At 69.2% G+C, this 26,396-nt stretch carries 21 protein-coding genes; 7 read left to right on the top strand and 14 right to left on the bottom strand.

What is annotated here, in order from left to right:
• Positions 1-24 precede the first annotated feature (24 nt).
• The 3 genes from tmk to ACU5AX_RS06725 are packed head-to-tail and all read right to left on the bottom strand — an operon-like array spanning position 25 to position 1,384.
• Entirely contained in the window at positions 25-675 is a 651-nt protein-coding gene (tmk, locus tag ACU5AX_RS06735; RefSeq protein ID WP_446690154.1) for a dTMP kinase, read from the bottom strand.
• Between the two features lie 4 nt (positions 676-679).
• A complete protein-coding gene (locus tag ACU5AX_RS06730; protein WP_446690153.1) occupies positions 680-1,045 on the bottom strand; it encodes a DUF2147 domain-containing protein in 366 nt (121 codons plus the stop codon).
• A gap of 60 nt (positions 1,046-1,105) precedes the next feature.
• Positions 1,106-1,384 (bottom strand): chorismate mutase, encoded by a 279-nt coding sequence (locus tag ACU5AX_RS06725; RefSeq protein ID WP_198352088.1) that lies wholly within the window; start codon positions 1,382-1,384, stop codon positions 1,106-1,108.
• A 98-nt stretch (positions 1,385-1,482) separates the two neighbouring features.
• Between ACU5AX_RS06725 and ACU5AX_RS06720 the strand changes: the two genes are divergently transcribed.
• Positions 1,483-2,493 carry a polyprenyl synthetase family protein gene (locus ACU5AX_RS06720; RefSeq protein ID WP_446690152.1) on the top strand — a complete coding sequence of 337 codons (1,011 nt, stop codon included), beginning with the start codon at positions 1,483-1,485 and terminating at the stop codon, positions 2,491-2,493.
• Positions 2,494-2,670: 177 nt separating this feature from the next.
• On the opposite strand, the gene ACU5AX_RS06715 is transcribed toward ACU5AX_RS06720, so the two are convergent.
• The 3 genes from ACU5AX_RS06715 to ACU5AX_RS06705 form a co-directional block, all read right to left on the bottom strand.
• Entirely contained in the window at positions 2,671-3,717 is a 1,047-nt protein-coding gene (locus ACU5AX_RS06715; protein WP_446690151.1) for a glycoside hydrolase family 43 protein, read from the bottom strand.
• 22 nt (positions 3,718-3,739) lie between these two features.
• The gene (locus ACU5AX_RS06710; RefSeq protein ID WP_446690150.1) at positions 3,740-4,711 is read right to left on the bottom strand and encodes a cation diffusion facilitator family transporter; all 972 of its coding nucleotides are present in this window, start codon (positions 4,709-4,711) and stop codon (positions 3,740-3,742) included.
• 71 nt (positions 4,712-4,782) lie between these two features.
• On the bottom strand, positions 4,783-5,115 hold the full coding sequence (locus ACU5AX_RS06705) for a hypothetical protein (RefSeq protein WP_446690149.1): 333 nt from the start codon (positions 5,113-5,115) through the stop codon (positions 4,783-4,785).
• A 121-nt stretch (positions 5,116-5,236) separates the two neighbouring features.
• Here ACU5AX_RS06705 and hrpB point away from each other — a divergent pair, with 121 nt between their 5' ends.
• Positions 5,237-7,678 (top strand): ATP-dependent helicase HrpB, encoded by a 2,442-nt coding sequence (gene hrpB / locus ACU5AX_RS06700; protein WP_446690148.1) that lies wholly within the window; start codon positions 5,237-5,239, stop codon positions 7,676-7,678.
• A 125-nt stretch (positions 7,679-7,803) separates the two neighbouring features.
• On the top strand, positions 7,804-8,085 hold the full coding sequence (locus ACU5AX_RS06695; protein ID WP_446690147.1) for an ETC complex I subunit: 282 nt from the start codon (positions 7,804-7,806) through the stop codon (positions 8,083-8,085).
• A 31-nt stretch (positions 8,086-8,116) separates the two neighbouring features.
• Here ACU5AX_RS06695 and ACU5AX_RS06690 read toward each other — a convergent pair whose 3' ends face one another.
• The 6 genes from ACU5AX_RS06690 to ACU5AX_RS06665 form a co-directional block, all read right to left on the bottom strand.
• Complete coding sequence (locus ACU5AX_RS06690; protein WP_446690146.1) at positions 8,117-9,223, bottom strand: M48 family metallopeptidase; 1,107 nt, start codon at positions 9,221-9,223, stop codon at positions 8,117-8,119.
• Positions 9,207-10,310 carry a YjgN family protein gene (locus ACU5AX_RS06685; protein WP_446690145.1) on the bottom strand — a complete coding sequence of 368 codons (1,104 nt, stop codon included), beginning with the start codon at positions 10,308-10,310 and terminating at the stop codon, positions 9,207-9,209. Before ACU5AX_RS06685 ends, ACU5AX_RS06690 begins: the two co-directional genes overlap by 17 nt.
• Positions 10,311-10,382: 72 nt before the next feature.
• Complete coding sequence (locus ACU5AX_RS06680) at positions 10,383-11,291, bottom strand: alpha/beta fold hydrolase (RefSeq protein ID WP_446690144.1); 909 nt, start codon at positions 11,289-11,291, stop codon at positions 10,383-10,385.
• The gene (locus tag ACU5AX_RS06675) at positions 11,288-11,497 is read right to left on the bottom strand and encodes a helix-turn-helix transcriptional regulator (RefSeq protein ID WP_446690142.1); all 210 of its coding nucleotides are present in this window, start codon (positions 11,495-11,497) and stop codon (positions 11,288-11,290) included. Before ACU5AX_RS06675 ends, ACU5AX_RS06680 begins: the two co-directional genes overlap by 4 nt.
• Positions 11,494-11,928 carry a hypothetical protein gene (locus ACU5AX_RS06670; RefSeq protein WP_198352097.1) on the bottom strand — a complete coding sequence of 145 codons (435 nt, stop codon included), beginning with the start codon at positions 11,926-11,928 and terminating at the stop codon, positions 11,494-11,496. The genes ACU5AX_RS06675 and ACU5AX_RS06670 overlap by 4 nt, the downstream gene beginning before the upstream one ends.
• Positions 11,929-11,996: 68 nt before the next feature.
• Positions 11,997-13,517 carry a glutamate ligase domain-containing protein gene (locus ACU5AX_RS06665; RefSeq protein ID WP_446690141.1) on the bottom strand — a complete coding sequence of 507 codons (1,521 nt, stop codon included), beginning with the start codon at positions 13,515-13,517 and terminating at the stop codon, positions 11,997-11,999.
• Positions 13,518-13,568: 51 nt separating this feature from the next.
• On the opposite strand from ACU5AX_RS06665, the gene ACU5AX_RS06660 reads away from it, so the two are divergent.
• The 4 genes from ACU5AX_RS06660 (at position 13,569) to ACU5AX_RS06645 (ending at position 20,507) form a co-directional block, all read left to right on the top strand.
• Positions 13,569-14,384 (top strand): LD-carboxypeptidase, encoded by an 816-nt coding sequence (locus ACU5AX_RS06660; protein WP_446690140.1) that lies wholly within the window; start codon positions 13,569-13,571, stop codon positions 14,382-14,384.
• A 223-nt stretch (positions 14,385-14,607) separates the two neighbouring features.
• Entirely contained in the window at positions 14,608-16,602 is a 1,995-nt protein-coding gene (gene thrS, locus ACU5AX_RS06655) for a threonine--tRNA ligase (RefSeq protein WP_446690139.1), read from the top strand.
• Between the two features lie 76 nt (positions 16,603-16,678).
• A complete protein-coding gene (gene infC / locus ACU5AX_RS06650; protein ID WP_115378678.1) occupies positions 16,679-17,212 on the top strand; it encodes a translation initiation factor IF-3 in 534 nt (177 codons plus the stop codon).
• 472 nt (positions 17,213-17,684) lie between these two features.
• Positions 17,685-20,507, top strand: a complete 2,823-nt coding sequence (locus ACU5AX_RS06645) for a TonB-dependent receptor (protein ID WP_198352101.1) — start codon at positions 17,685-17,687, stop codon at positions 20,505-20,507.
• Between the two features lie 479 nt (positions 20,508-20,986).
• Here ACU5AX_RS06645 and ACU5AX_RS06640 read toward each other — a convergent pair whose 3' ends face one another.
• Together ACU5AX_RS06640 and mutS are read right to left on the bottom strand one after the other, a co-directional pair.
• A complete protein-coding gene (locus ACU5AX_RS06640) occupies positions 20,987-23,731 on the bottom strand; it encodes a [protein-PII] uridylyltransferase (RefSeq protein WP_446690138.1) in 2,745 nt (914 codons plus the stop codon).
• Positions 23,732-23,765: 34 nt separating this feature from the next.
• Positions 23,766-26,345, bottom strand: coding sequence for a DNA mismatch repair protein MutS (gene mutS, locus ACU5AX_RS06635; RefSeq protein WP_446690479.1), 2,580 nt, complete (start codon positions 26,343-26,345; stop codon positions 23,766-23,768).
• Positions 26,346-26,396: the final 51 nt, after the last annotated feature.

Here is a 26,396-nt window from a genome sequence, read left to right as displayed (position 1 = left end):
TTCGATCCGGCAGTGCTTTGGCCGCTAAGTCGGGTCGACCGGCAAGAACGGCGTGACCGCCGCGATCGCGGCGTCCTGCACCGCCGCGGGCGTGCCGCCGGCGTCGATCACCGCATGCCGTGCCGGAGCCGCCGCCGCCTGCGCCAGGAACGAGGCCCTGATCCTTTGGTGGAAGGTCAGGTCGAGCGCTTCGAACCGGCCCTCGTCGATCTGGTCCGCCGCCAGCCGCCGCTTCGATCGCGCCAGCCCGATTGCCGGATCGAGATCGAGGACCAGCGTCAGATCGGGCCAGAGGTCGTCGACCATCGTCGCATGCAGCCCGCGAATCAGCCTCTCGTCCATGCCGCGGCCCGCGCCCTGATAGGCCAGGGTCGAACCGGCATAGCGATCCGAGACGACGATCGTCCCCGCCGCTACCGCCGGCTGCACCACGCGCGCGACATGCTGGACGCGCGCCGCGGTCATCAGCAGCAGCTCCGCGCGCGGTTCCCACGCCTCGTCCGCCCCGGCGAGCAGCAGGCCGCGCAGCGCCTCGCCCTGCGGCGTGCCGCCGGGCTCGCGCGTGCCCAGCACCGCATGCCCGCGCGACGCCAGCGCCGCGATCAGCGCGCGCACGACGCCGCTCTTGCCCGAACCGTCGACCCCTTCGACCGCGATGAACCGGCCGCCGGTCACGCGCTCAGTCCCGCCGCCACAGTTGCGATTTGCAGATTAGGCCGCCGATCAGACACCCTTTGACGCTCAATGTGTCGGCATCGACCATCGTGATCGTCGACCCGAAGGCGCGACGCATGTCGGGTACCCAGATCTGTCCGGACCAGCGCGCCGATCCGCTGACGCGATAGCCGCGCAGCAGCGCGGTGCCGATCAGCGGCGGTGCGCCCGCCCGGGCCGCATCCGCCTGCGCCTTGTCGCTGGCGCGGACGATCCAGCCGCACAGGCGCACCCCGCACGGCCCGGTCTGTACCGCGACCGTATTCTTGGGATTGTGCCAAACCCCCGTGATGGAACCGGGCGCGCCCACCGCCGCGACCGCTAAAGCCAAGGAAACCAATATCATAGCAGCGCATATCTGGTTCCTCGCCAGGCGATGCGAAAGGGGGCGTCACCCGCGCAGCTGTTCGTGGTGGCGGATCACCTCGTCGATGATGAAGCGCAGGAACTTCTCGGTGAATTCCGGATCCAGCTCGGCATCCTCGGCCAGCGAGCGCAGCCGCGCGATCTGGCGTTCCTCGCGACCGGGGTCGGCGGCGGGCAGGCCGGTGGTCGCCTTGTGGCGGCCGACCGCCTGCGTGACCTTGAATCGTTCGGCGAGCAGATGGACCAGCGCCGCGTCGATATTGTCGATGCTCTTGCGATAGCCCTGCAAAGTCGCGTCGCTCATCTCAGCCCTTCCGTCGTCCGCCGGTTGCTCCATGATAGCAAGTCGGGCTTCGGGCAAGGCTTGCCTTCGCGCGCGCCAGTCGCCACAGCGCAGCAGAGATGACCGCCACCGTCCAGCGCCTCGATGCCCATGCCCCCTCGCTGGAGCCGATGCTCCGGCTGGTCGCGGGCGACATGGATCACGTCAATGCGGTGATCGTCGACCGGATGCGGTCGGACATTCCGCTGATCCCCGAACTCGCCGGCCATCTGATCGCGGGCGGTGGCAAGCGCATGCGGCCGATGCTCACCCTCGCGAGCGCGCGGCTGCTCGGTTACGAGGGGGCGCGCCATCACGTCCTCGCCGCAGCGGTGGAGTTCATCCACACCGCGACGCTGCTGCACGACGATGTCGTCGATGGTTCGGACCTGCGCCGCGGCAAGCGCACCGCCAACATCATCTGGGGCAACCCCGCCAGCGTGCTGGTCGGCGATTTCCTGTTCAGCCGCAGCTTCGAATTGATGGTCGAGGCCGAGTCGCTGAAGGTGTTGCGGATTTTGTCGAACGCCTCCGCGGTGATCGCGGAAGGCGAGGTCAACCAGCTCACCGCGGCGCGGCGCATCGACCTGCCCGAGGAACGCTATCTCGACATCATCGACGCCAAGACCGCGGCGCTGTTCGCCGCCGCCTGCCGCATCGCTGCGGTGGTGGCGGAGCGGCCGGAGGCGGACGAGGCGGCGCTGGACGCCTATGGTCGCAACCTCGGCATCGCCTTCCAGCTGGTCGACGACGCGATCGACTATGTCTCCGACGCGGGCACGATGGGCAAGGATGCCGGCGACGACTTCCGCGAAGGCAAGATGACGCTGCCGGTGATCCTGGCGCTGGCCCGCGGCGACGAGACGGATCGCAAGTTCTGGAAGGATGCGGTCGAGGGCCGTCGTGCCTCCGATGCGGACTTCGCCCATGCGATCGACCTGGTCCGCAAGACCCGCGCGGTGGACGACACGCTCGCCCGCGCCCGCCATTATGGCCAGCGCGCGATCGACGCGATCGCCGGCTTCCCGGCGAGCAAGGCGAAGGACGCGATGGTCGAGGCGGTGGCCTTCGCGGTGGCGCGGGCGTACTGACGGACGCGCACCGCCGCGGCCACGTCCGCGGCGGTGCCAAGCGCAGCGACGGCATCGCGCGATCCGGCCGGCGGGTCGGCAGAGCCGAGCCCGTCCGACGTCACGCCGGCGGCTTCGCCGTCGGCGCTTGTGCGCCTCCAGCCCGCCTCACCTGGAGGAGGATGCAAGCGCGCCCGCTCACATCACCGGCTTGGTCTCGCCATCCAGCTCCGTCGCCTCGCGCGCCAGGGTGATCCGGTCGCCCTCGTCCCGCACCTCGTACAGCTTGCCGCGCGCCTTGTGGAACGGCCGGTGCACGATCAGCATCAGCGTTCCGTCGAACCGCCGGAACAGCATGCCGTGCCCGCTGTCGCCGCGCAGTAGCGGCGGCAATTGCTCCCAGGGGCCATCGAGCGTCCCCGATCGCGACCGCGCCAGCCCCTGGACATAGCCCGTGGCGTCATAGCTCGACCACAGCATCAGCAGCGTGCCGGTGCGCGTGCGGAACAGCTCCGGCCCGTCGGTGACCCAGGTCGGGTCGCCCGGCACCTCGCGATTGGCCTTGGCCCAGGGCGCCGACGAGGCACGGAACAGCGTGCGTGGCGGCCCCGCGGCGGCCAGCGACACGTCGAGCGGCAGCGCCTCGATCGTGCCGTCGCCGATCTGCACCCATTCGTGCGCATAGACGAACCACGGCTTGCCCGCCGGATCGACGTAGAGCGTGCCGTCCAGCGTCATCAGTCCGGGATCGGCGACCGGCGCATTGTCGCGCAGCGGGCGGAACGGCCCGCCCAGCCGGTCGGCGACCGCCAGCGTCGTGCCGCGTCGGACCGGCCGGCGCGCGCCGTCGGCGGGCAGCCGCGCGGATTCATTGTGGTAGGTGGAGAAGAGATACCAGCGCCCGCGCCAGCGATGCACCTCCGGCGCCCAGGCGCCGTCGTTCGCCCAGCCCCCCGGCGGCAGCGCGAACACCACCACAGGTCGCGTCCAGTGGCGCAGGTCGCGGCTGGTATAGGCCATGATGCCCAGCCGCCTGTCGCCGCTGACCGCCGCTTCGTTGCGGGTGAACAGCCAATAGGTGCGGGTCGTCGGATCGGCGACGATCCATGGATCGTGGAGCGGCATGTCGGGCAGGACGAGCGGCGCCGCCGCCGGCGCGGGCGCGGCACCGCCGGTCGCCTGTCCGGTCACCGGCGCGCTCGCCAGAAGCAGCATCGCCGCCAGTCCCCGCCATCCGGCCATCATCCGTCTCCCGATATGTTCCGCCTCAGCAGCCGACCTCGCAACCGTCGGCCCCCGTCTCGACCTGCAGCGTGGTATGGCCGATGCCGAAGCGATGGTGCAGCATGTCCTGCGCCTCCGCCAGGAAGGCGTCGCTCGGCGTACCGCCCGGCATGAACAGATGCGCGGTCAGCACCGGCTCGGTCGTCGACATCGCCCAAATGTGCAGGTCGTGCAGCTTCTCGACTCCGGGCAGCGCGAGCAGCGCCTGCGACACCGCATCGTAATCGATGCCACGCGGCACCGCGGACAGCGACATCTCCACCGTCTCGCGCAGCAGGCCCCAGGTCTGCCAGAAGATGATCGCCGCGATCGCCAGGCTGATCACCGGGTCGATCCAGCCGATCCCGGTCGCCCAGATCACCGCGCCGGCGACGACGACCGCGGCCGACACCGCGGCGTCGCTGGCCATGTGCAGATAAGCGGCGCGCAGGTTGACGTCGTCCTTGCGCCCGCTGGCGAACAGCCATGCGGTGAAGGCGTTGACCAATATGCCGATCGCGGCGACGCCCGATACGGTCAGGCCGGCGAGCGGCGGCGGGTCGCCGATCCGCTGCACCGCCTCCAGCACGATCGCGCCCAGCGCGACGAGCAGCAGCAGCGCGTTGAGCAGCGCCGCCAGGATCGTCGATCCCTTCAGGCCATAGGTGAAACGCTTGGTTGGCCCGCGCTTGGCCAGGGTCGCGCCGCCCCAGGCGACCGCGAGGCCGAGCACGTCGGACAGATTGTGCCCGGCATCGGCGAGCAGCGCGACCGATCCCGTCCACAGCCCGGCGCCCGCCTCCGCCGCGACATAGGCGATGTTGAGCCCAATGCCGATCGCGAAGGCTCGGTCGAAGCTGGCCGGCGCATGGCTGTGGCCATGCCCGTGGCTGTGGCTATGCCCGTGACCGTGACCGTGGCCGTGACCGTGCTGGCCGTGGCCGTCATGGTCGTCGTGATGAAAGTGGATGTGCACGCATCGTCCCCATGGCCGCAGCCGGCCGCCCCGACCCGCTTACCACCGCCGGCCCGGGTGATGATAGGACGTCAGGACTTGCCGAACAGCCCGCCGAGCATGCTGCCCAGACCGCCGGCGATGCCGCCGCCGTCGCCCTCGCTGACCCCGCCGCCGAGCACGCGACCGATGTCCGCCAGCGCACCTTCGCCGCCGAGATGCTCCAGGATCTGGTGCAGCGCATCCTGCGGCAGGCCAGTGGAGTCGGCGGCGCTGGCGACGGTGTCGCCGGGCTCGCCGTGCGCCGCGCCGAGCGCGCCGATCGCCTGCGTCACCTGCTCGGGCGACAGGCCGATCTTCTCCGCGAGATTGGTGATCGCCGGATTGCCCGCGACCTGCCCCAGGATGCCGTCCAACAGACCCATGATGCGTCTCCGAAACCGTTAGCGCGGGAGCTAACCACCGAAAGGCGTCGACCGAAAGCCCTTTCGCGCCGGTCGGCGTGCATTGTCGGCGCGCGACCTTTCGTGGCAAGGCGCCGCCATCGTGTCCGACCTGCCGATCCATGCCGTGCTGCCCGACCTGCTCGCCGCCCTGCGCCGCGCGAGCAACGCCGTGCTGGTCGCGCCACCCGGGGCGGGCAAGACCACCGCCGTCGCGCCCGCGCTGCTGGCTGAGCCATGGTGCACGGGCGAGGTGCTGCTGCTCTCGCCCCGCCGCCTCGCCGCGCGCGCCGCGGCCGAGCGGATGGCGGCGCTCGCCGGCGAGGCGGCCGGCGGCACCTTCGGCTATGCCACCCGCATGGACTCGCGCCGCTCCGCCGCGACTCGGGTGACGGTGGTGACGGAGGGCATCTTCGTCGCGCGCATCCAGGCCGATCCGGAACTCGCCGGTATCTCCGCCGTGCTGTTCGACGAGGTCCACGAACGCAGCCTCGACGGCGATTTCGGCCTCGCGCTGGCGCTCGACGCGCAGGGCGCGCTGCGTCCCGATCTGCGCCTCCTCGCCATGTCGGCGACGCTCGACGGCAGCCGCTTCGCGACGCTGATGGGCGCCGACGGGCCGGCGGCGCCCATCATCGAGAGCGAGGGGCGCAGCTATCCGCTCACCCTACGCCATCTCGGTCGCGACGCGACCGCGCGGATCGAGGACGGCATGGCCGCCGCGATCCGCCGCGCGCTGGCCGAGGAAAGCGGTGGCGTGCTCGCCTTCCTGCCCGGCGTCGGCGAGATCGACCGCGTCGAGGAACGGCTCGCCGACCTGCCGGAGTCGATCGCCGTTCACCAGTTGCACGGCAGCCTCGACCCCGCCGCGCAGCGTGCCGCCATTCGTCCCGAGCCGGACGGCCGCCGCAAGCTCGTCCTCGCCACCAGCATTGCCGAAACCAGCCTGACCCTCGACGGCATCAGCGTCGTCGTCGATTCCGGCCTCGCCCGCCGCCCCCGTTACGATCGCGCCGCGGGCATGACCCGCCTCGTCACCGAACGTGCCAGCCAGGCGGCGGTGACCCAGCGCGCCGGCCGCGCCGCACGCCAGGGGCCGGGCGTCGCCTATCGCTTGTGGGAAGAGGCGGCGACCGCCGGCCTGCCGCGCTTCGACCCGCCGGAGATCCTGGAGGCGGATTTGTCCGGCCTGGTCCTCGCCTGCGCCATCTGGGGGGTGGGCGACCCACGCGATCTTGCCTGGCTCGACCCGCCGCCCGAGGCCGCGGTGCAGGAGGCGCGCGGGCGTCTGCTCGGAATCGCGGCGATCGACGACAGCGGCCGACCGACCGCGCATGGCCGCCGCATCGCCGCCATGCCGATGCCGCCGCGCCTCGCCCATATGCTGCTGCGCGCCGGCGAGCTGGGGCAGGGGCGCGTCGCCGCCGAGGTCGCGGTGCTGCTGTCCGAACGCGGGCTGGGCGGTACCGACCCCGACCTCGACGCCCGCCTGAAGCGCTGGCGTGCCGATCGCGGTCCCAAGGCCAAGGCCGCGGGCCAGCTCGCCGATCGCTGGGCGAAGCTCGCCGGCGGCGCGGCGGCGGCGGACGAGGGAGTCGAGGTGGCGATCGCGCTCGCCTTCCCCGATCGCGTCGCGCGCCGCCGCGACGCCAGCGGCGAACATTGGGCGTCGGCGGGCGGTCGCGGTTTCCGCCTCGATCCCGCGAGCAATCTCGCCCGGGCCGAATGGCTGGCGGTGGCGGAGACGCAGGGCGCGGCCTCGGCGGCGCGCATCCTTGCCGCGGCGCCGATCACGCTGGCGACGATCGAGCGGCTGTTCGCCGACCGGATCGCGACCCATCGCGACGTAACCTTCGATCCCGCGACCGGCGGCGTCGTCACCAGCCGCGAACGGCGGCTCGGCGCGCTGCGCCTATCGAGCGGCCCCGACCCCCATGCCGATCCCGAGGCGATCGCCGCCGCCCTGCTGGAGGCGGTGCGGATGCGCGGACTGGAGCTGCTGCCGTGGAGCGAGGGAGCCGCCGCGCTGCGCCGCCGTGCCGCTTATGCCGGCGTGCCGCTGGAGACGATGATGGCGGAACGGCTCGACGAATGGCTGCCGCCCTTGCTTGTCGGCCGCCGCCGGCTCGACGCGATTCCCGCTGGCGCGCTGACCGAGGCGTTGCGCAATCTGATCGGCTGGACCGAGCTGCAGCGGCTCGACCGGCTCGCCCCGGCGGATTTCACCAGCCCCGCCGGCAGCACGCATGCGATCGATTACGCCGCGGAAGCCGGCCCGAAGGTCGAGCTGCGCGTCCAAGCGCTGTTCGGCCTCGCCGATCATCCCACCGTCGGCGAGGCGCGCGTGCCGTTGGTGCTCAGCCTGACCAGCCCCGCCGGCCGCCCGATCCAGACGACGCGCGACCTGCCCGGCTTCTGGCGCGGCAGCTGGGCCGCGGTGGCGAAGGAAATGCGCGGCCGCTACCCGAAGCACCCCTGGCCCGACGATCCCACCGCGGCCTCTGCGACGCTGCGCACCAAGAAGGCCGATGCGCGGCGAGGGTGAGGGGTGGGGCCCCGTGACCATCGGCCGTCATCCCGGCCTCCGCCGGAATGACGACAAGAGGGGGGGGAGCACGCTCCCAACAAACCCCGCTTCCCCGAAGCCCGCTCGCGCGTTAAGGAGCCATCATGCCCACCGCCCGCATCTTCCAGCGCCCCAAGAACGCGATGCAGTCCGGCAAGTACCGGACTAGCCAATGGCAGCTCGAATTCGAGCCGGCCGAGGCCAAGAAGCCCGATCCGTTGACCGGCTGGGCGGGCAGCGGCGACACGCGCGAACAGATCCGCCTGTTCTTCCCGACGCAGGAGGCGGCGATCGCCTATTGCGAGGCGCAGGGCTTCGACTACGAACTGATTCCGGCGCCGCAGCGCACGCTGAAGCTGCAGGCCTACGCCGACAACTTCCGCTGATCGAGGCGCCGGCGGGTGCCGGCCGCTCCGATCAGAAACGCCAGTCGATCGTGTCGGTGTCGCCGCGGCAGATGCCTTTCAGCGCCTGCCACTCCGCCGCATTCAGCGCTGGCGTATAGGCCGTGCCCCTGACGATGCTGGCGCGGAAGCGGCGCGCCCGGTCCGCCGACACCGGATGCGTCGCGACATAGGCCATCATCCGTTCCGCCTTGCCGGTGCCGCCGCGCCCCAGCCGGTCGAAGAAGGCGGCGGTCGGCAGCGGTGACACCTTGGCGTCACGCAGTGCCGTGATCGCATAATCGTCCGCCTTGGCCTCCGCGTCGCGCGAATAGGCGGTGGCGAGCAGCGCGTTGGTATAATTGCCGACATGCCCCTCCAACCCGCCGAGCAGCATCGACAAGCCGAATTGGCGCAGCAGGCTTTCCATCACGTCGCGGTGGCGGACATGGCCGATCTCATGCCCGATCACCCCCGCCACCTCATCCGGCGAGGCGGCCGCCTGGAGCAGTCCGTCGAACACGACGATCCGGCCGCCGGGCAGCGTCACCGCATTGACCATCGGCAGCTTGACGACGTCGACTTCCAGCGTCGGGTCGTCCGGGTCGATGCGCGCCGCCAGCGTCGCCAGCGCCGCGCGCCCCGCCGTGTCGCGGCAGCCGCGCCGGCCGAAATCGCCGATCATCGCCTCGCCCAGCTGCCGCTCGACGTTCGCCGGCACCAGTCGCGCCAGCAAAGCCGGGGTGCGCAGCACGACCAGCACGGTGAGCGCGGCGATCACCGCGAACACGCCGGCCGCACGCCACAGTCCCAGCCGGTCGACCCAGCCGCCGTAGCGGGTCGGGCGCGGCAGGCGTCGTTCCAGCGCTGCAGGCACCGGTGGCGTCAGGTCGATCCGCCAGCCGGGCCGGTCGCGCAGGCCATAGCTGACCCGGCCGGTATCGGCATGGCCGGGCACCAGCCGGGCAAGCGGCAGCGCCTCGCCGCGCACGCCGTCCTCGTCGAGCTGGAGATGATCGCCCGCCACCACCAGCCGCACCCGCCGGCGCAGCGCGGTCACGCCGTCATAATGCCAGGCCCAGGCGCCGTCCGCCTCGTCGGCGCCGTCCGCCGGCGCGTCCGCGTCAGAAAGCGCCGACATCGAACGCGTCCAGCAGGCCCTCGCCCTGGCCGGGCTCACGCGTCTGCGACTGGGTCAATGCGTCGGTGGCGACGCTGCCATAGGCCGCCATGTGCCGCACGAAGAAGGCCCAGTTGCGATAGGGCACGAAGATGTAGCCGATCCCGAAGGTGAAAAAGATCAGCGCATAATTGCCGAGGAACAGCATCACCCAGTCGCGGGTCGTCGCCTCGAATCCGAAGCTGAGGTCGCCCAGCGTGGTCGCCCCCACCGCTTCGCGGAAAAAGGCGGAGAAGAACGCCATGGCGATCAGCCCGAGCAGGCCGAAGAAGATGAGGTAGAAGGCGAGGCCGGCGAGAACGAAGGTGACGATCAACCCACCGGACGGCACTTGCCCAGGCCGGAACGCCTGCGTGCCGCCGACTCCGGCGACGATACCGATCAGCACACCCATTGCGGCGAACAGCACCACCGGTGCCAGATAGAAGAGCAGGAACCGCCCGAACACCGGCTGCCAGCGCGCCGCGCTGTGGAAGCGCAGCGAGCCGAAGCTCATCGCATTCCAGCGCATGTTCCACAGTTTCGCCATCGACCAGGGCGTCATCAGCCAGATCGTCAGCATCGCCACCAAGGATCGCCAGAAATAGCCGAGCCCATAGCCGACGCCTTGTTCGTCGCTGCCGCCGCGGATGCCATGCCACAAGGTCCGGCTGAGCCGGTAGCGCAGCGCGCGGAACCGCGCGACGCCGACCAGGAACAGCGCGGCCAGGTAGAGCAGGGCGACGATCAGCCCGCCGGCACCGGGATGACCGCGCATCATCACGCCCTGCAGGATCAGGTTGATCAGGCCGAACGGCAGGGCGAAGAAGACGATCGCGAGCAGATAGCCGATGAACAGCTCAAGGCCCGTGCCGGTCCATTCCAGCCGGTCGTCGATGAAGATCGTGCGGCTCCACAGGTAGCGTCGCGTCCGCGCCTTGCCCCAGAAGCTGTAGATGCCGAGCGTGACGATCGTCAGCAGCAGATTGGTGAAGGCGATCGGCGCATACTGCTGCCAGCTGCCGGTGAAGCGGAACGCGCGCGTCCCGCCGTCGCGATATTCAGTCATGATAATCCCCCCGCCGCGCAGTCTGACCGCGGCGGGGGGCTGGGGTCAATCGGGATAAACGAAGCCGCTGTCTCAGCGCAGGAAGTCGTCCAGCGCCTTGGCGAAGGCCTGCGGCTGGTCGAGCATCACGAAATGGGCGGCATCGCCGATCTCGACCACCGACAGCGTCGGCGTACCGGCATAGGCGCCGCGATAGAGCGCATCGACCTGCGCCTGCGGCAGCATCGCATTGTACGGCACCACCAGCGTCACCGGCGCACGGAGCTTGGGCAGGTCGGCGGTGAGGTCGGTGGTCAGATCCTCGTACATCGCCTGCGCGCCGACACGGGCGTCGGCCTGGCCGACCCAGGCGGTCACCTTGGCGCGCGACTCGGGCTTCAGCGCCATCTGATTGGCCAGCGCCGCGGTCGCCGCCGGATCGGCCGGCTGGCCGTATCGCGCCGCCATCGCCTCGCGCATCATCTTCGCGCGCGGCTCGATCATCGCCGGGGTCATCGTCGGGCCGAACAGCCGGCCGTAGAAGGGCAGCGAATCGACGATCATGATCCGGCCGACGTCGCCCGGATGGGCGAGGGCGAATTGCATCGCCAGCAGGCCGCCCATCGAATGGCCGACGACCGGCACGCCGACGAGCTTCTGGGCGGCCAGATAGCCGTGCAGGTCGGCGACGACGCCCGCCAGGATGCCGGGCGACAGGTTCGCGCCCGGCGCGTCGCCCGCAAAGCCGTTGACCTGCACGGTGATGACGCGGTGGTGCGGCGCGAGCTGGGCGACGCTGGCGTCCCACACCGCCGCGGGGGAGGACAGGCCGGGGATCAGCACGACGGGGCTGCCCGTGCCGACCGAGCGGACGGAGATGTGCGGCAGGCGGGTCGCACCGTCGGCGGTCGCCGCGGCCTCGCAATGGCCGGCGGCGGGATGGAGCACGACGCCCAGCGTCAACAGCGAGGCGGCGATGCGAAGCGGCAGGTGCGACATCATGATCTACTCTCCTTGGACGGGCTGACGAAGACGTTCTCGATGGCGAGGCCGAACAATTCGGCGATCTTGAAGGCGAGGGGGAGCGAGGGGTCGTAGCGGCCGGTCTCGATCGCGTTGACGCTCTGGCGGCTGACCTCCAGCCGCTCGGCAAGATCCTGCTGCGACCACCCCCGCTCGGCGCGCAGCACGCGCAGGCGGTTGTTCATGCTGCGTCCCCCGTCGCGCGGTCGCGCAGGCCGGTGACGCACTGCCACAGGCCGAAACACGCGCACCACAAGGGGAAGGTCAGATAGGTCGGGAAATGCGCCACCGCGCCGCCGTTTTCCAGAAACCCCCAGACCGTGGTGATGGCGAGCATGATGCCGAGGCCGCCGACCATCGAGGCGACCAGCCGGCTGCGGATGAACTCGTCGCGCTCCTCGATCAGATAGGCGCCCATGACGAGGATCGCCGCGACGATCGGCAGCGCCGGCAGGACGGACAGCAGGACCAGCAGCGCGCCCGTCGGCTTCAGGTCGCGGTACAGCCAGGTGCAGGTGAACAGCACGACGACATAGGTGCCCATCGCCGGGAAGAAGCGGCGCAGGTAGCGGCGCTGCGCGGGGTTCATCTTCTCGCCGCGCTTGATGGAAAACATCACGACCCTCCTTCGACTCGATGTGAAGGAGGCTTTACATGGAAAGCAGGCTTTACGTCAAGCGAGCTTTACGTTTTGGCGTGTACACTTTCCAACATGTCGCAGGCGAGCAGGCTCAGCGTGTCGTCGCGCGCGCCCATCACCACGATCCGGTCACCGGCCCTCGCCTCGGCCACCAGCATCGCGGCCGCCTCCGCTCGATCCGCGACGTGGCGGGCGTCACGTTCATAGGCGCGAAGATCGTCAACTATGTCGGCGCTGGTCACCTCGCGCGCGACGGTGCCGCCGAAATACACCGGGTCGGGCAGCACCAGCAGGTCGTCCGGCGCCAGCCGTGCCGCCAGGCTTTCGACCAGCTCGCGCCGCATCACCTTGAGCGGCCCGTAGCCGTGCGGCTGGAACAGGATCAGCAGCCGGCCGGGAAAGGCATGCAGCGTGTCGAGCGTCGCGGCGATCTTGTCGGGGTTGTGGCCGAAGTCGTCGATCACGGTGACGCCGGCGGCTTCACCGACCTTTTCGAACCGGCGCTTCAATCCGGTGAACCCCTCGATCGCCCGCGCCGCCTCGTCCAGCGGCACGCCCGCCGCCATGGCCGCGCCGATCGCGGCGAGCGCATTGGCGACATTGTGCCGCCCCGGTACCGCCAACCGGATGCGGCGCCGCTCGTCACCCTCACCCTTCCGCTCCTCCGGCGCTCCCTCCCTCTCCCGGCGGGAGAGGGAAGAGGGCGCGAAGCGCCCGAAGGGTGACGGTGTCCGCACGACGAGGTCGAAGCCGATCGCAAACGGCTCGGGCGCCAGGGCCTCCGCCACGAGATCCGCCGTCCCCTCGACCGCGACGGTCAGCACATGATCCATTCCCGCGACCAGCGCCGCGGTCTCGGCATCGCCGACGTTCGCCACCACCCGCTCCGCCCGTAGCGCGAAATCGCCGAACAGCTGGCGCAGCTCGTCCAGCCCCTTGTGGTCGAGGCTGACGTTGTTGAGCACCGCGATGCTCGGCCGGTAGAAGGCGATCGACCCGTCGCTCTCGTCGACCTCGCTGACGAAGGCGTCGCCCCGCTCCTTGCCATAGGCGCCGACCAGCGCGCTGGCGAAGGGCGAGTCGGGCCTGGCGAAATTGGTCATCACCGCGCCGTTCATCACCGTCGGGTCGCGGCCGGTGGCGTGGAGGATCCAGCCGATCATGCCGGTGACGGTCGACTTGCCACTGGTGCCGGCGACGCCGATGCGCAGCGCGCTCGCGTTGAACAGCTCGCTCAGCAATTGCGCCCGCGTCATCCGTGCGCAGCCCAGCCGCGTCGCCGCGACGATGTCGGCGACGCTGTCCTCGACCGCGGCGGAGGCGACGACGATCTGCTCCGCCGCGACGACGCCGCTGCCGTCCTGCGGGAACAGCCGCACGCCCAGCGCCTCCAGCGCCGCGAACTTGGCCGGCACGCGCCCCTGGTCGAGCCCGCGGTCGGAGCCTTCGACGGTCGCGCCGCGCCCGGCCAGGATCGTCGCCAGCGGCATCATCCCCGATCCGCCGATGCCCACCAGGAAGAAGCGTTGGCCGCTGAGCGGTCCGTCGATGTTGCCGTTCGCCATCCCCCCGCGCTATCCGCACGGCTCGGCAGGGGCAAGAAGGCGCGGGAAGACATGCGGATCGGAGTGGTCGCCCCGGCGAGCGTCGGTAACCGGGAAGCGGAAGCCCCCGCGCTCGCCTTCGCCGCGCTCGCCTATCCGGAGGTCGACCTCGTCGTCCATCCGCAATGCTGGGAGCAGGACGGCCATTTCGCCGGCTCCGATCGGCGCCGCGCCGACGCCTTCCTCGAATTCGCCAACGACCCCGGCTTCGACGCGATCTGGTTCCTGCGCGGCGGCTATGGCTCCAACCGCATCCTGCCGCTGCTGATGCCGCGGCTCGGGCCGGCGGCGCGGCACAAGAGCTATTGCGGCTATTCGGACATGGGCTTCCTGCTCGGCGCCCTCTACGCGCGGCGGATCGGCCGGCCGGTGCACGGGCCGATGGCGAGCGACATCCGGCGGCAGGGCGGCGATGCGACGATCGCACGCTCGCTCGGCTGGCTGGCGCGCGGCGATCGCAGCGGCCTGGAACCGGGGCTCGACGGCCGTCCGGCGGCGGCGTTCAACCTGTCGATCCTGGGCGCACTGATCGGGACGCCGTGGCTCCCAGACCTGACCGACCATGTCCTGCTGATCGAGGAGGTGTCGGAGCCGATGTACAATATCGACCGGCTGCTGTTCCACATGGGCCATGCGACGCAGCTGAAGGGGCTGGCCGGCGTCCGTCTCGGTGCGGTGACCGCGGTCACCCCCAACGAGCCCGAATGGAACGAGTCGATCGAGACGATGGTGCAGCGCTGGTGCGGCGACCTCGGCGTGCCGTACCTCGGCCGCGCCGACATCGGCCACACACAGAGCAACCGCCTCGTGCCGTTCGGCGTGGCGTGAGCGTTTGGGATCAACGCGCGCCATCTCGACAATCGTCATCCCCGCGCCGGCGGGGATCCAGACCGGCTGACGCCGCGATGCTATCGCAAACGTCAGAGTATCTGGATTCCCGCCGGGGCGGGAATGACGGGAGGGGCGTGAGCGGCGTATTGCCGCAGCGCTTGCCTATATACCCCGCACCGCTTTATTCGCGGCTCTTCCACCCAAAGACCGAAAGTTCATCATGTCCGCCATGTTCCGCATCACGCTGCCCGACGGTTCCGTCCGCGAGGTAGCGCCGGGGACTACCCCCGCGGACGTGGCCGCCGCGATCGGGCCGGGCCTCGCCAAGGCGGCGATCGCCGCGCGCATCGACGGCCAGGTGCGCGATCTCAACCGGCCGTTCGACGGCGACACCAACCTCGCGCTCGTCACCTTCAAGGACGAAGCGGAGGCGCTCGAGCTCGTCCGTCACGACCTCGCCCATGTCATGGCGGAGGCGGTGCAGCACCTCTTCCCCGGCACGCAGATCACCTTCGGTCCGGCGACCGACGACGGCTTCTATTACGACTTCGCGCCCAAGGACCGGCCCTTCACCGAGGACGACCTCCCCGCGATCGAGGCGGAGATGCGCCGCATCATCGCCAAGAACGAGCCGTTCACGCGCGAGGTGTGGAGCCGCGAGCAGCTGATCGAGACGTGGCGTCGACAGGGCGAGACGTTCAAGGCCGAATGGGCCGCCGAACTGCCCGAGGGCGAGGAACTGACGATCTATCGTCAGGGCGCGTGGCTCGACATGTGCCGCGGGCCGCACATGCCGACGACGGGGCGCATCGATCCGCAGGCGTTCAAGCTGACGCGCGTGTCGGGCGCCTATTGGCGCGGCGACCAGAATAACGCGATGCTCAGCCGCATCTACGGCACCGGCTGGCTCAACAAGAAGCAGCTCGACGCGCACCTCTTCCGCCTGGAGGAAGCGGCGAAGCGCGACCATCGCAAGATCGGCGCGGAGATGGACCTGTTCCACCTCCAGTCCGAGGCGCAAGGGTCGGTCTTCTGGCACCCCAAGGGCTATATCCTGTGGCGCCAGCTCGAGGCCTATATGCGCCGCCGCCTCGACGCCGCCGATTATGCCGAGGTGAAGACGCCGCAGCTGATGGACGCCCGCCAGTGGGAACAGTCCGGCCACTGGGGCAAGTATCGCGAGAACATGTTCGTCGTCCCCGACGAAATCCCCAATACCGAAGAGGAGGGGCCGGTGCTGTCGGGTGAGGGCGATCTGATGGCGCTCAAGCCGATGAACTGCCCGGCGCACGTGCTGATCTTCAAACAGGGGATCAAGAGCTACCGCGACCTGCCGATCCGCATGGCCGAGTTCGGCTGCTGCCACCGCAACGAGCCGCACGGCGCGCTGCACGGCATCATGCGCGTCCGCCAGTTCACGCAGGACGATGCGCACATCTTCGTGCGCGAGGACCAGTTGGTCGAGGAGGTGCGCAAGTTCTGCGAGCTGCTCGACAGCGTCTACCGCGACCTCGGCTTCGAGGATTATGCGGTCAAGCTGGCGCTCCGTCCCGAGAAGCGCTTCGGCGATGACGCGATGTGGGACAAGTCCGAACAGGAATTGCGCGACGCGGTGCTCGCCTCCGACCTGCCCGACTCGATCAAGGCGAAGTTCGAGGAACTGCCCGGCGAGGGCGCCTTCTACGCGCCGAAGCTCGAATTCCACCTGACCGACGCGATCGGCCGCACCTGGCAGGTCGGCACGATCCAGTCCGATCGCGTGCTGCCCGAGCGACTCGATGCCAGCTATGTCGGCGAGGATGGCAACCGCCACCGCCCGGTGATGCTGCACCGCGCGATCCTCGGCACGTTTGAACGGTTCATCGGCATCCTGATCGAGCATCACGCCGGCCGATTCCCGCTGTGGCTCTCCCCGGTGCAGGCGGTGGTCGCGACGATCGTGTCGGACGCCGATGGCTATGCTGGCGCGGTGGCGGCGAAGCTGCGCGCCGCCGGCATCCGCGTCGAGACCGACCTGCGCAACGAGAAGATCAACTACAAGGTCCGCGAACATTCGGTCGCCAAGGTCCCCAATCTGCTCGTCGTCGGCAAGCGCGAGGCGGAGGAGGGCAAGGTCGCGATCCGTCGCCTCGGCAGCCAGGCGCAACAGATCATGACGGTCGACGAGGCGATCGCGATGCTCGCTGAGGAAGCCACTCCGCCCGATCTGCGTTGACGACCTTCCAAACGGGCCGCGGTTACCCTATATTCAAGGGGCAATTGCCACAGGAGAAATACCCATACGTCCTCCCATGATGCGCCGGCCGATGCAGGCGCCACCGATGAACGGCCCTCGGTTCAACGAGTGGATTCAAAGCCCGAAGGTTCGCGTGATCGACCATGAGGGCGAGAATCTCGGCGTGATGTACACGCGCGAGGCGATGGCCGCCGCGCAGGAAGTCGGGCTCGACCTGGTCGAGGTGTCGCCCAACGCCGATCCGCCCGTCGCCAAGTTCCTCGACGTGGGCAAATACAAGTACGAGGCGCAGAAGAAGGCGAACCTCGCCCGCAAGTCGCAGAAGACGCAGGAGATCAAGGAGATCAAGATGCGTCCGAACATCGACGACCACGATTACGACACCAAGATGAAGAAGGTCGTCGAGTTCATCGAGGAGGGCGACAAGGTTAAGGTGACGATGCGCTTCCGTGGTCGTGAGCTCAGCCATGGCCAGCTCGGCATGAACGTGCTCCAGCGCGTCGCCGAACAGGTCGCCGAAGTCGCCAAGGTCGAAGCCTATCCGCGCATGGAAGGCCGCCAGATGCTGATGGTGCTCGCGCCCAAATAATTCCGGCCCCTCTTCCATCGGAAGAGGGGCGCATCGGTCCATCATCGTGACCCCGGCGAAAGCTGGGGTTTCTTTTTGTCGGGCATCGCCACCGACCGTGAGGTCGAATCGCGACCCAGGTGCGCCCTGGCGCGGTGACGCAGGGCAGGGGGCACGCGGGTGTCGAACGGCGATCGGGCCGAAAGCATCGGGTCGATCGGTCACGCGTCGGCCCGATGACGCCGACCGGACATACCGTCCCTGCGCCGGCACAGTCGGCCGCCTGACACCCGTCCTGTCCTTTTTCGCGCAACTTTTGAACAACGGGTTCGCAATCCGGGCCCGGAGTGTTGCGCTTTGGCGACACCTGTTTCGAAAATCGGGTTTGGCACGCCCGTGCGCGATAAAACGGGTGGACGCGCCGGCTGCCGCGACCCTAGCCTCTCTCCAAACCCGGATATGAAAAATACCGGGGCAACAGGAGAGGATGCCCATGCGCCTGACCGCGTATCTGCTTTCGGCCGCCACCATCGCACTCGCCACCCCCGCGGTCGCGCAGGACATGCAGCAGCAGCCGACCGACGCCCCGACCACCCAGGGCCAGGCACAGACCAGCACGTCCGCCACTGCCAACGGCTCGGTCGACGCCGGCCAGACGCCACCCGCCGGCCAGGAGGCGACCAACGCCGGCGATATCGTCATCACCGCCACGCGCCGCGCCGAGCGGCTGTCCAACGTGCCGATCGCCGTGTCCGCGGTCAGCACCGAATCGCTGCAGAATTCCGGCGCCACCGATATCCGCCAGCTGACCCAGCTGACCCCGTCGCTGCTCGTCTCGTCGACCGGTTCGGAAGCCAATGCCTCGGCCCGCATCCGCGGCATCGGCACCGTCGGCGACAATCCCGGTCTCGAAAGCTCGGTCGCGGTGTTCATCGACGGCGTCTACCGCAGCCGCACCGGCTCGGGCCTCAACGATCTGGGCGAGGTCGACCGTATCGAGGTGCTGCGCGGCCCGCAGGGGACGCTGTCCGGCCGCAACGCCTCGGCCGGCACGATCAACATCATCACCAAGGCGCCGTCCTACACGTTCGGCGGCTATGCCGAGGGCACCTACGGCAATTACAATGCCGTCCGCCTTGCCGGCGCGATCACCGGGCCGATCATCAAGGACATGCTCGCCTTCCGCGTCGACGGCGTCTACAACAAGCGCGACGGCTTCTATCGCGACGTCGTCAACAATACCGACTACAACAACCGCAACCGCTTCTTCGTCCGCGGGCAGTTGCTATTCGAGCCGACCTCCGACATCTCGCTGCGCCTGATCGGCGACTATACCTGGCGCGACGAGAAATGCTGCGGCGCGGTCTATGTCGACCTGCGCGAGAAGCTCGATCCGACGCCGGGCGTGCCCGGCGATTACACGATCAACCCGGCCGGCAACCGCATCGTCCAGGTGATGCAGTCGCTCGGCGCCGTCTTCCCGAGTGCGGGGGACCCCTATAATCGCCAGATCGCCAACACGCTCGGCCGCGCCTATAGCAACGTCACCAAGGATTACGGCGGGTCGGCGCAGCTCGACTGGAATCTCGGCGGCGCCGGCCTGACCTCGATCACCGCCTATCGCGAATATAAGTCCGGCGGCGCCGGCGACATCGACTATGGCAATCTCGACATCGGCTATCGCCCGAACGACGGCAACGCCTTCCGCCAATTCCACACCTTCACGCAGGAACTGCGTCTCAACGGCGAGGCGTTCGGCGGCAAGCTCGACTGGCTGATCGGCGGCTATTACGCCAAGGAGAATCTGCTCGTCGCCGACAACCTCAAGTTCGGCACGCAGTACGGCGCCTTCGCCGCCTGCCGCATCGTCGCGACGATCAATCCCGCCGCTGCGCTGCGCAATCCGGCGGCGACGGGCTGTCTGTCGGCCACCGGCCGCGCCGTGCTGTCGGGTCAGGTGCCCGGCACGACCCCGGCCTTCGGTGCCCTCACGCCGACGATCCTCGCCGGCATCGATCGATTGTCGACCGTCAACAACGTCGGCGACGTCAACTCGCGCTATTATCAGGACAGCGAGAATTACGCCTTCTTCACGCACAACATCTTCAAGCTGACGGACAAGCTGTCGATCACCGCCGGCCTGCGCTACACGCATGAACGCAAGAACTTCAACGCGACGTTCAACAACAACAACACGATCTGTCCGGCGCAGCAGGCGGCGCTCAGCCCGCTGCTGGCGAGCACCGCGGTGCCGGATGCGCTGAAGCCGCTGATCGGCGGCATCGTGACGCTGACCTGCACCGGCAATTCGACCTCGTCGATCAACGCGCTGACCCCGTCGGATCGCCTGAGCGAAGGCGAATTCACCGGCACCGGCGTGATCTCGTACAAGCCGATCAACGACCTTTTGGTCTATGCCTCCTATTCGCGCGGCTACAAGGCGGGCGGCTACAATCTCGACCGGTCGGACTTTAACTCCAACGTCTTCTCCCCGCCGACCAATGCCAGCGCCAGCCGGCTGCGCTTCGATCCGGAGACGGTCAACGCCTACGAAGTCGGCCTGAAGTACACCAGCCGCCAGTTCACCTTCAACGCCGCCGCCTTCCGCCAGGAGTTCAAGAACTTCCAGCTCAACACCTTCAACGGCACCAACTACATCGTCCAGAACATCACCTCGTGCGGCACCAGCCTCAACGGTGCGGATCAGGACGGCAGTTCGACCACCGGCGCCTGCACCGGCAAGACCGGCTATGGTGTGCTCAGCCAGGGCTTCGAGCTGGAAGCAGGACTGTATCCGGCCAAGGACCTGTCCTTCGCGCTCGGCTACACCATGGCCGACACCCACTTCCGCCACAATCTGGTCGGCAGCGAATCGGGCGAGGCGCTCGATGCCCAGCTGTTCCTGCTGCCGGGCAGCCAGCTGTCCAACGCGCCGCGCCACGTCGTCACCTCGTCGATGACCTTTACGCCGGAACTCGGCGGTTCGGGTCTGACCGGCCTGTTCTACGTCGACGGTCGCCTGACCTCCGACTACAACACTGGTTCGGACCTGTTCTACGAAAAGCGGCAGGACGGCTTCTTCCTGCTCAACGCCCGCGTCGGCATTCGCGGACCGGGCCAGCGCTGGGCGCTGGAGTTCTGGGGCCAGAACCTGACCAACACCCGCTACGAGCAGGTTGCGTTCAACGCGCCGTTCCAGGGTGCGGGCAGCCTCGCCTCGACGATTAAGCTCGGCACCTCGCCGTCGAACCAGATCTTCACCTCGTTCCTCGCCGAACCGCGCACCTATGGCGTGACGGCCCGCATCCGCTTCTAACCCGTTCGTCGCGGAGGAGGACGGCGGCGCAGCGATGCGCCGCCGTTTTCATTTCTGCTGTCCTACAAGCCTGTCGGGGTGCACGGTGATCGCGCGCTCTTTCTCACCGTTGATTCGCCTTCCGCATCCGTGCCGCACAGGAAGCGAAGATGGCGCGTTCAGGCGTCAATTCTGTCAAGACTCGCCGTTCGATGCACGGCCTTAGGACCGATCGACATTCGGAATCGCAGTCTTTGGAAACGCCCAGCCGTCATTCCCGCGAAGGCGGGAATTCAGACGCGCGGGGGCTGCTTGTAGCGCCGTGACGTCAGGGGTTCTGGATCCCCGCCTCCGCGGGGATGACGAACCATGGACTGCCATGCCGAATAGCGATCGGCGCTAGGACAAGCGCCTCGCTTACGCTGGCATCGTATTGCTCCGTGGTTTGACCCGATGCCTACCCGACGTAGTGCGACCTTTGAGACTTTTCGCCTCAGCCGCTACGCCGCCAGCTCCGTCGTTTCCCCCGCCGCCGCGGCCAGCAACCGCTTTTCCAGCGCGCGCAGCCGCGCCGGCGCGACGATGCGGTCGCCGGTCAGGTCGGTGACGTAGAAGGTGTCGACCGCGCGCTCGCCATAGGTCGCGACATGCGCCGAATGCAGCGTGACCTTCGACTGGACCAGCGCATGGGCGAGCTGGTTGAGCAGTGCCGGCCGGTCGCGCGCATTGACCTCGACGACGGTGAAGCGGTTCGAGGCGTGATTGTCGATCAGCACGTTGGGGTTGATGTCGAAGGCGTCCGCGCGGGTCCGCGCCGCCGGCTTGGCGACCAGCCGGTCGACCAGCTTGCCGCGGTTGGCGAGCGCGTCTTCGATTGCCGTCCTGATCCGTGCCAGCTGCCCGGGATCGTCGAACGGCCGGCCCAGCGGATCCTGGATCAGGAAATTGTCGATCGCCATTCCGTCGCGCGTCGTGTGGATGCGCGCATCGATGATGTTGCCGCCCGCGACGTGGATCGCCCCCGCGATCCGGTAGAACAGGCCGGGATGGTCCGCGGCATAGATCGTCACCAGGGTCGCGCCCCGCTCGGCATAGACCTGCGCGTCGATCGCCAGTTGCGTGTCGCCGACGCTGCCGATGAAGCGGGCGTTGTGGAGCAGCACGTCCTCCGGCTCGGCGATCCAATAGGCTTCTGGGAAGCGCCGCACGAATCGCTCGAAGCGCGCCGCGTCCCAGCCCAATGTGTCGCGCAGCGCCGCCTGCTTGGCGACGATCCGCTCGCCGCGACCGCGCTGTTTGTGGCCGAGGCGCAGGACCTCCTCGGCCTGTTCGTACAGATCGCCGAGGAGCTGCCGCTTCCAGCCGTTCCACGTGCCGGGCCCGACCGCGCGAATGTCGACGACGGTCAGGCACAGCAGCAGACGCAACCGCTCCGCGCTCTGCACCACCGCGCAGAAATCGAGGATCGTCTTGAAGTCGGCGAGGTCGCGCTTGAACGCGGTCGCGGACATCAGCAGGTGGAAGCGCACCAGCCAGGCGACCGTCTCCGTCTCCGCTGGGGTCAGGCCGAAGCGCGGACACAGCCGTTCGGCGACCTCCGCGCCCAGGATCGAATGATCGCCGCCGCGCCCCTTGGCGATGTCATGCAGCAGGACGGCGACGTAGAGGACGCGCCGCGACACGATCTGCTTGATGATCGCCGAGGCGATCGGATGGTCGTCCTTCAGCAGACCACGGTCGATGCGGCTGAGCAGGCCGATCGCGCGGATCGTGTGCTCGTCGACCGTATAATGGTGGTACATGTCGAACTGCATCTGCGCGGCGACGCGGCCGAAATCGGGCACGAAGCGGCCGAACACCCCGGCTTCGTTCATCCAGCGCAGCACCAGTTCGGGATCGCGCGGGCTGGTCAGTACGTCGAGGAACAGGGCGTTCGCCCGCGGATCGCGGCGATGCTCGTCGATCAGCTTGGCGTCGCGCGTCGCGGCGCGCCAGGCGAGCGGATGGATCTCGACGCCGTGCAGGTCGGCGAGCTGGAACATTTCGATCAGCCGCACCGGGTCCTTGCGGAAGAAGTCGTCATCCGGGATCGCCAGCCGTCCGCGGTCGAGCACGAAGCCGTGCAGCTTGCGCGGCCGGCGACGAATGGTCGGCAGCCCGAACCGCCGCCCGCGCGCAGCGAACCGCTCGTCGAGGTGGGTCAGGAACAGCCCGGTCAGCGTGCCGACGGTGCGCGCCTGCAGGAAGTAATATTGCATGAACCGTTCGACCGCCGGCTTCCCCGGCCGGTCGGAAAAGCGCATCCGCGCCGCGATCTCGCGCTGCACGTCGAAGGTCAGCCGGTCCTCCGCCCGCTTGGTGATGCTGTGCAAATGGCAGCGCACTGCCTGCAGGAAATTGTCGGCGCGGTGGAACAGGCGGTATTCGTCTTGGGTCAGCAGTCCGACCCCGACCAGGTCTTTGCCCTGCTGGACGTTGTAGACGTATTTGCCGATCCAGAAGAGCGCGTGCAGGTCGCGTAGGCCGCCCTTGCCCTCCTTGACGTTGGGCTCGACGACATAGCGGGTGTCGCCCATCTTGCGGTGACGGGCGTCGCGCTCGGCCAGTTTGTCGGCGATGAAGGCGCGTTCGGTGCCGTGCTGCACCTCGGCGCGGAAACGACGCGACGCCTCTTCGTACAGCAACGTGTCGCCGGTGACGTAGCGGCCTTCGAGCAGTGCGGTGCGGATCGTCCCGTCCGCCTTCGCCTGGCGCACCATCTCATCGATGCTGCGGCTGGAATGGCCGACCTTGAGGCCCAAGTCCCACAGCGCATAGAGCATCGATTCGATCACCTGCTCCGCCCAGGGCGTCTGTTTGCCCGGCGTCAGGAAACCGATGTCGACGTCCGAATAGGGTGCCATCTCGCCACGGCCGTAGCCGCCCACCGCGATCAGCGTCAGCCGCTCGCCGCTGGTCGGATTGTGCAGCGGGTGCAGCCGCTGGGTGGCGAGATCGAACAGCAGGCGCAGCAATTGGTCGACCAGATAGGCCTGGGCATGCGACGCCTCCAGTCCGCGCGACGGATGGGCGAGCAGTCGCCGCTCGACCTCGGCACGCCCCTCGACGAGCGCGCGCTTGAGCAGGACGGCGACCTGGTTGCGCAGCGGCGTCCCGTCCGCGTCGAGCGCGGCGATGGTTTCGGCAAGCAGGCGCCGGTCGATGATCGCGCGGCGGTTGGGCAGATGGTCGAAGCGGCCGGACATGCGCGGGGTCATAGCCGCTTCGGGGTTAACGCCGCTATCCCTCGCGCGCCAAGGCCTTCAAGCGGTAAAGCGTGTCGAGCGCCTCGCGCGGGGTCAGCGCGTCGATGTCGAGCGCTTCCACCTCGGCGCGGATCGCGTCGCACGTCTCCTCCTCGACCTGGGCGGCGGCGGCGAACAGCGGCAGGTCGTCGAGGCCAGCGGCAAGGCCGCCGGTCTTGGCACGGCCCGCTTCCAGCTTGGCGAGCACCGCCTTGGCGCGCGCCACCGTCGCCGGCGGCATGCCGGCGAGCCGCGCCACCGCCAGGCCGTAGCTGCGATCCGCGGGCCCGTCGGCCAGCTCGTGGAGCAGCACCAGCTCGCCCTTCCACTCGCGGGCGCGGACATGATGCAGCGACAGCGCGTCGCAGCGTTCCGCCAGCCGGGTCAGCTCGTGATAATGGGTCGCGAACAGGCAGCGGCAGCGGTTATCCTCGTGGATCGCCTCGACCACCGCCCAGGCGATGGCGAGCCCGTCATAGGTCGAGGTGCCGCGCCCGACCTCGTCGAGGATGACGAAGCTGCGCGGCGTCGCCTGCGCCAGGATCGCCGCGGTTTCGACCATCTCGACCATGAAGGTCGAGCGGCCGCGCGCGAGATTGTCCGACGCGCCGACCCGGCTGAACAGGCGGTCGACCAGACCGAGCGTCACCTTGGTCGCCGGCACGAACCCGCCCGCCTGGGCAAGCACCGCGACCAGTGCATTCTGGCGCAGGAAGGTCGACTTGCCGCCCATGTTCGGCCCGGTGACGAGCCACAGGCGCGACCGTTCGCCCAGCATGCAATCGTTGGCGACGAACCGATCACCCGCGCGGGCCAGCGCCGCCTCGACGACCGGGTGGCGGCCGCCGGTCACTTCGAAACAGGCGTGGTCGACCAAGGTCGGACGGCTCCACCCACCCTCAACTGCACGTTCCGCCAGGCCGGCGGCGACGTCGATCCGGGCAAGCGCGTCGGCGGTGGCGGCGATCGCCTCGCGGGTCGCCAGCGCGGCGGCGGTCAGTTCCTCGAGGTGCGCCGCTTCCGCCGCCAGGGCATGGGCGCCGGCCTGCGACACCTTGGCCGCGACCTCGTGCAACGCCGGCGTGTTGAAGCGGACGACGCCGGCCAGCGTCTGGCGATGGGTATAGCCGCTGTCCGGCTTCATCAGCGCGTCCGCCGACCGGGCAGGCACCTCGACGTGATAGCCCAGCACATTGTTGTGGCGGACCTTGAGCGTCGCGATCCCGGTCGCGGCCTTCATCTCCGCCTCCAGCGCGGCGATCGCCCGCCGTCCACCGGCGCCGGCGTCGCGCAGGTCGTCCAGCGCGACGTCGTAGCCGGCGGCGATATAGCCGCCGTCGCCGGCGTCGATCGGCGGCGAAGGGACCAGGGCGCGCTTGAGCAGGTCGATCAGCTGGCCATGGCCGCGTAGCTGCGGCGCGAGCCGGGCGAGCAACGTCAGCGGCGCCTTGATCTGCCCCAGCCGCTCGCCAAGCTGCCACGCACCGTCCAGCCCGTCGCGCAATTGGCCGAGATCGCGCGGGGATCCCCGGCCTGCCGCCAGCCGCCCGAGTGCGCGGCCGATGTCGGGCAAGGCGCGCAACGTCGTGCGGACCTGCTCGCGCAAGGCGGGCTGGTCGTGGAAGAACTGGACGAGATCGAGCCGCGCCTCGATCCTCCCCCGGTCCATCAGCGGCGCACCGAGATCGCCGGCCAGCGCGCGGGCGCCGGCGCCGGTGACGGTGCGGTCGATCGCGTCGAGCAGCGATCCCTTGCGCTGGCCGCCGGTGGTGCAGGTCAGCTCCAGGCTCTCGCGCGTCGCGGCGTCGATCGCCATCGTTGCCGCCGCGCTGGCGAGCACCGGCGGGCGCAGGAAGGGCAGGGCGCCCTTGGCGGTATGTTCGAGATAGGCGACGAGGCCGCCCGCCGCGGCCAGCGCCGCGCGACCGAACTGGCCGAAGCCGTCGAGCGTCGCGACACCGAAGAGCGCCTTCAGCCGCGCCTCCGCCGCGCCGCTGTCGAACGTCTGTCTGGGGCGCAGGCTGGTCGCCGCGGCGGCATGGTCGCTGCTTTCGGCGGCAACCACTTCCGCCGCGCCGAGTCGGGCGAGTTCGGCACCCAGGGATTCGACCGGGCAGTCGATCACCTCGAAGCGGCCGGTCGACACGTCCGCCGCGGCGAGTGCGACCGCACCGCCCGCCTCGCCGATCGCGACGCACCAATTGTCGGCGCGCGCGTCGAGCAGCGCCTCCTCGGTCAGCGTGCCGGCGGTGACGAAGCGCACGATGGCGCGATTGACCAACGCCTTCGACCCGCGCGCCTTGCGCGCCGCTTCCGGGCTCTCGGTCTGTTCGGCGATGGCGACGCGGTGGCCGGCCTTGATCAGCCGCTGCAGATAGGCGGTGGCGGCGTGGACGGGCACGCCGCACATCGGCACCTTCTCGCCGCCATGTTCGCCGCGCGAGGTCAGCGCGATGTCGAGCACGCCGGCAGCGACGCGCGCGTCGTCGAAGAACAATTCGAAGAAATCGCCCATGCGGTAGAACAGCAGGCAATCCTCGGCCTCGGCCTTCAGGCTGAGATATTGCGCCATCATCGGGGTGGGTGCGGTCATCGTGCGGGGGTGCTGTTCATCGTTCGATCGGGC

Source organism: Sphingomonas benefaciens (assembly GCF_052907485.1).
Note: the sequence above shows the minus strand (reverse complement) of the source record. Positions and strands in the feature narration are given on the sequence as shown.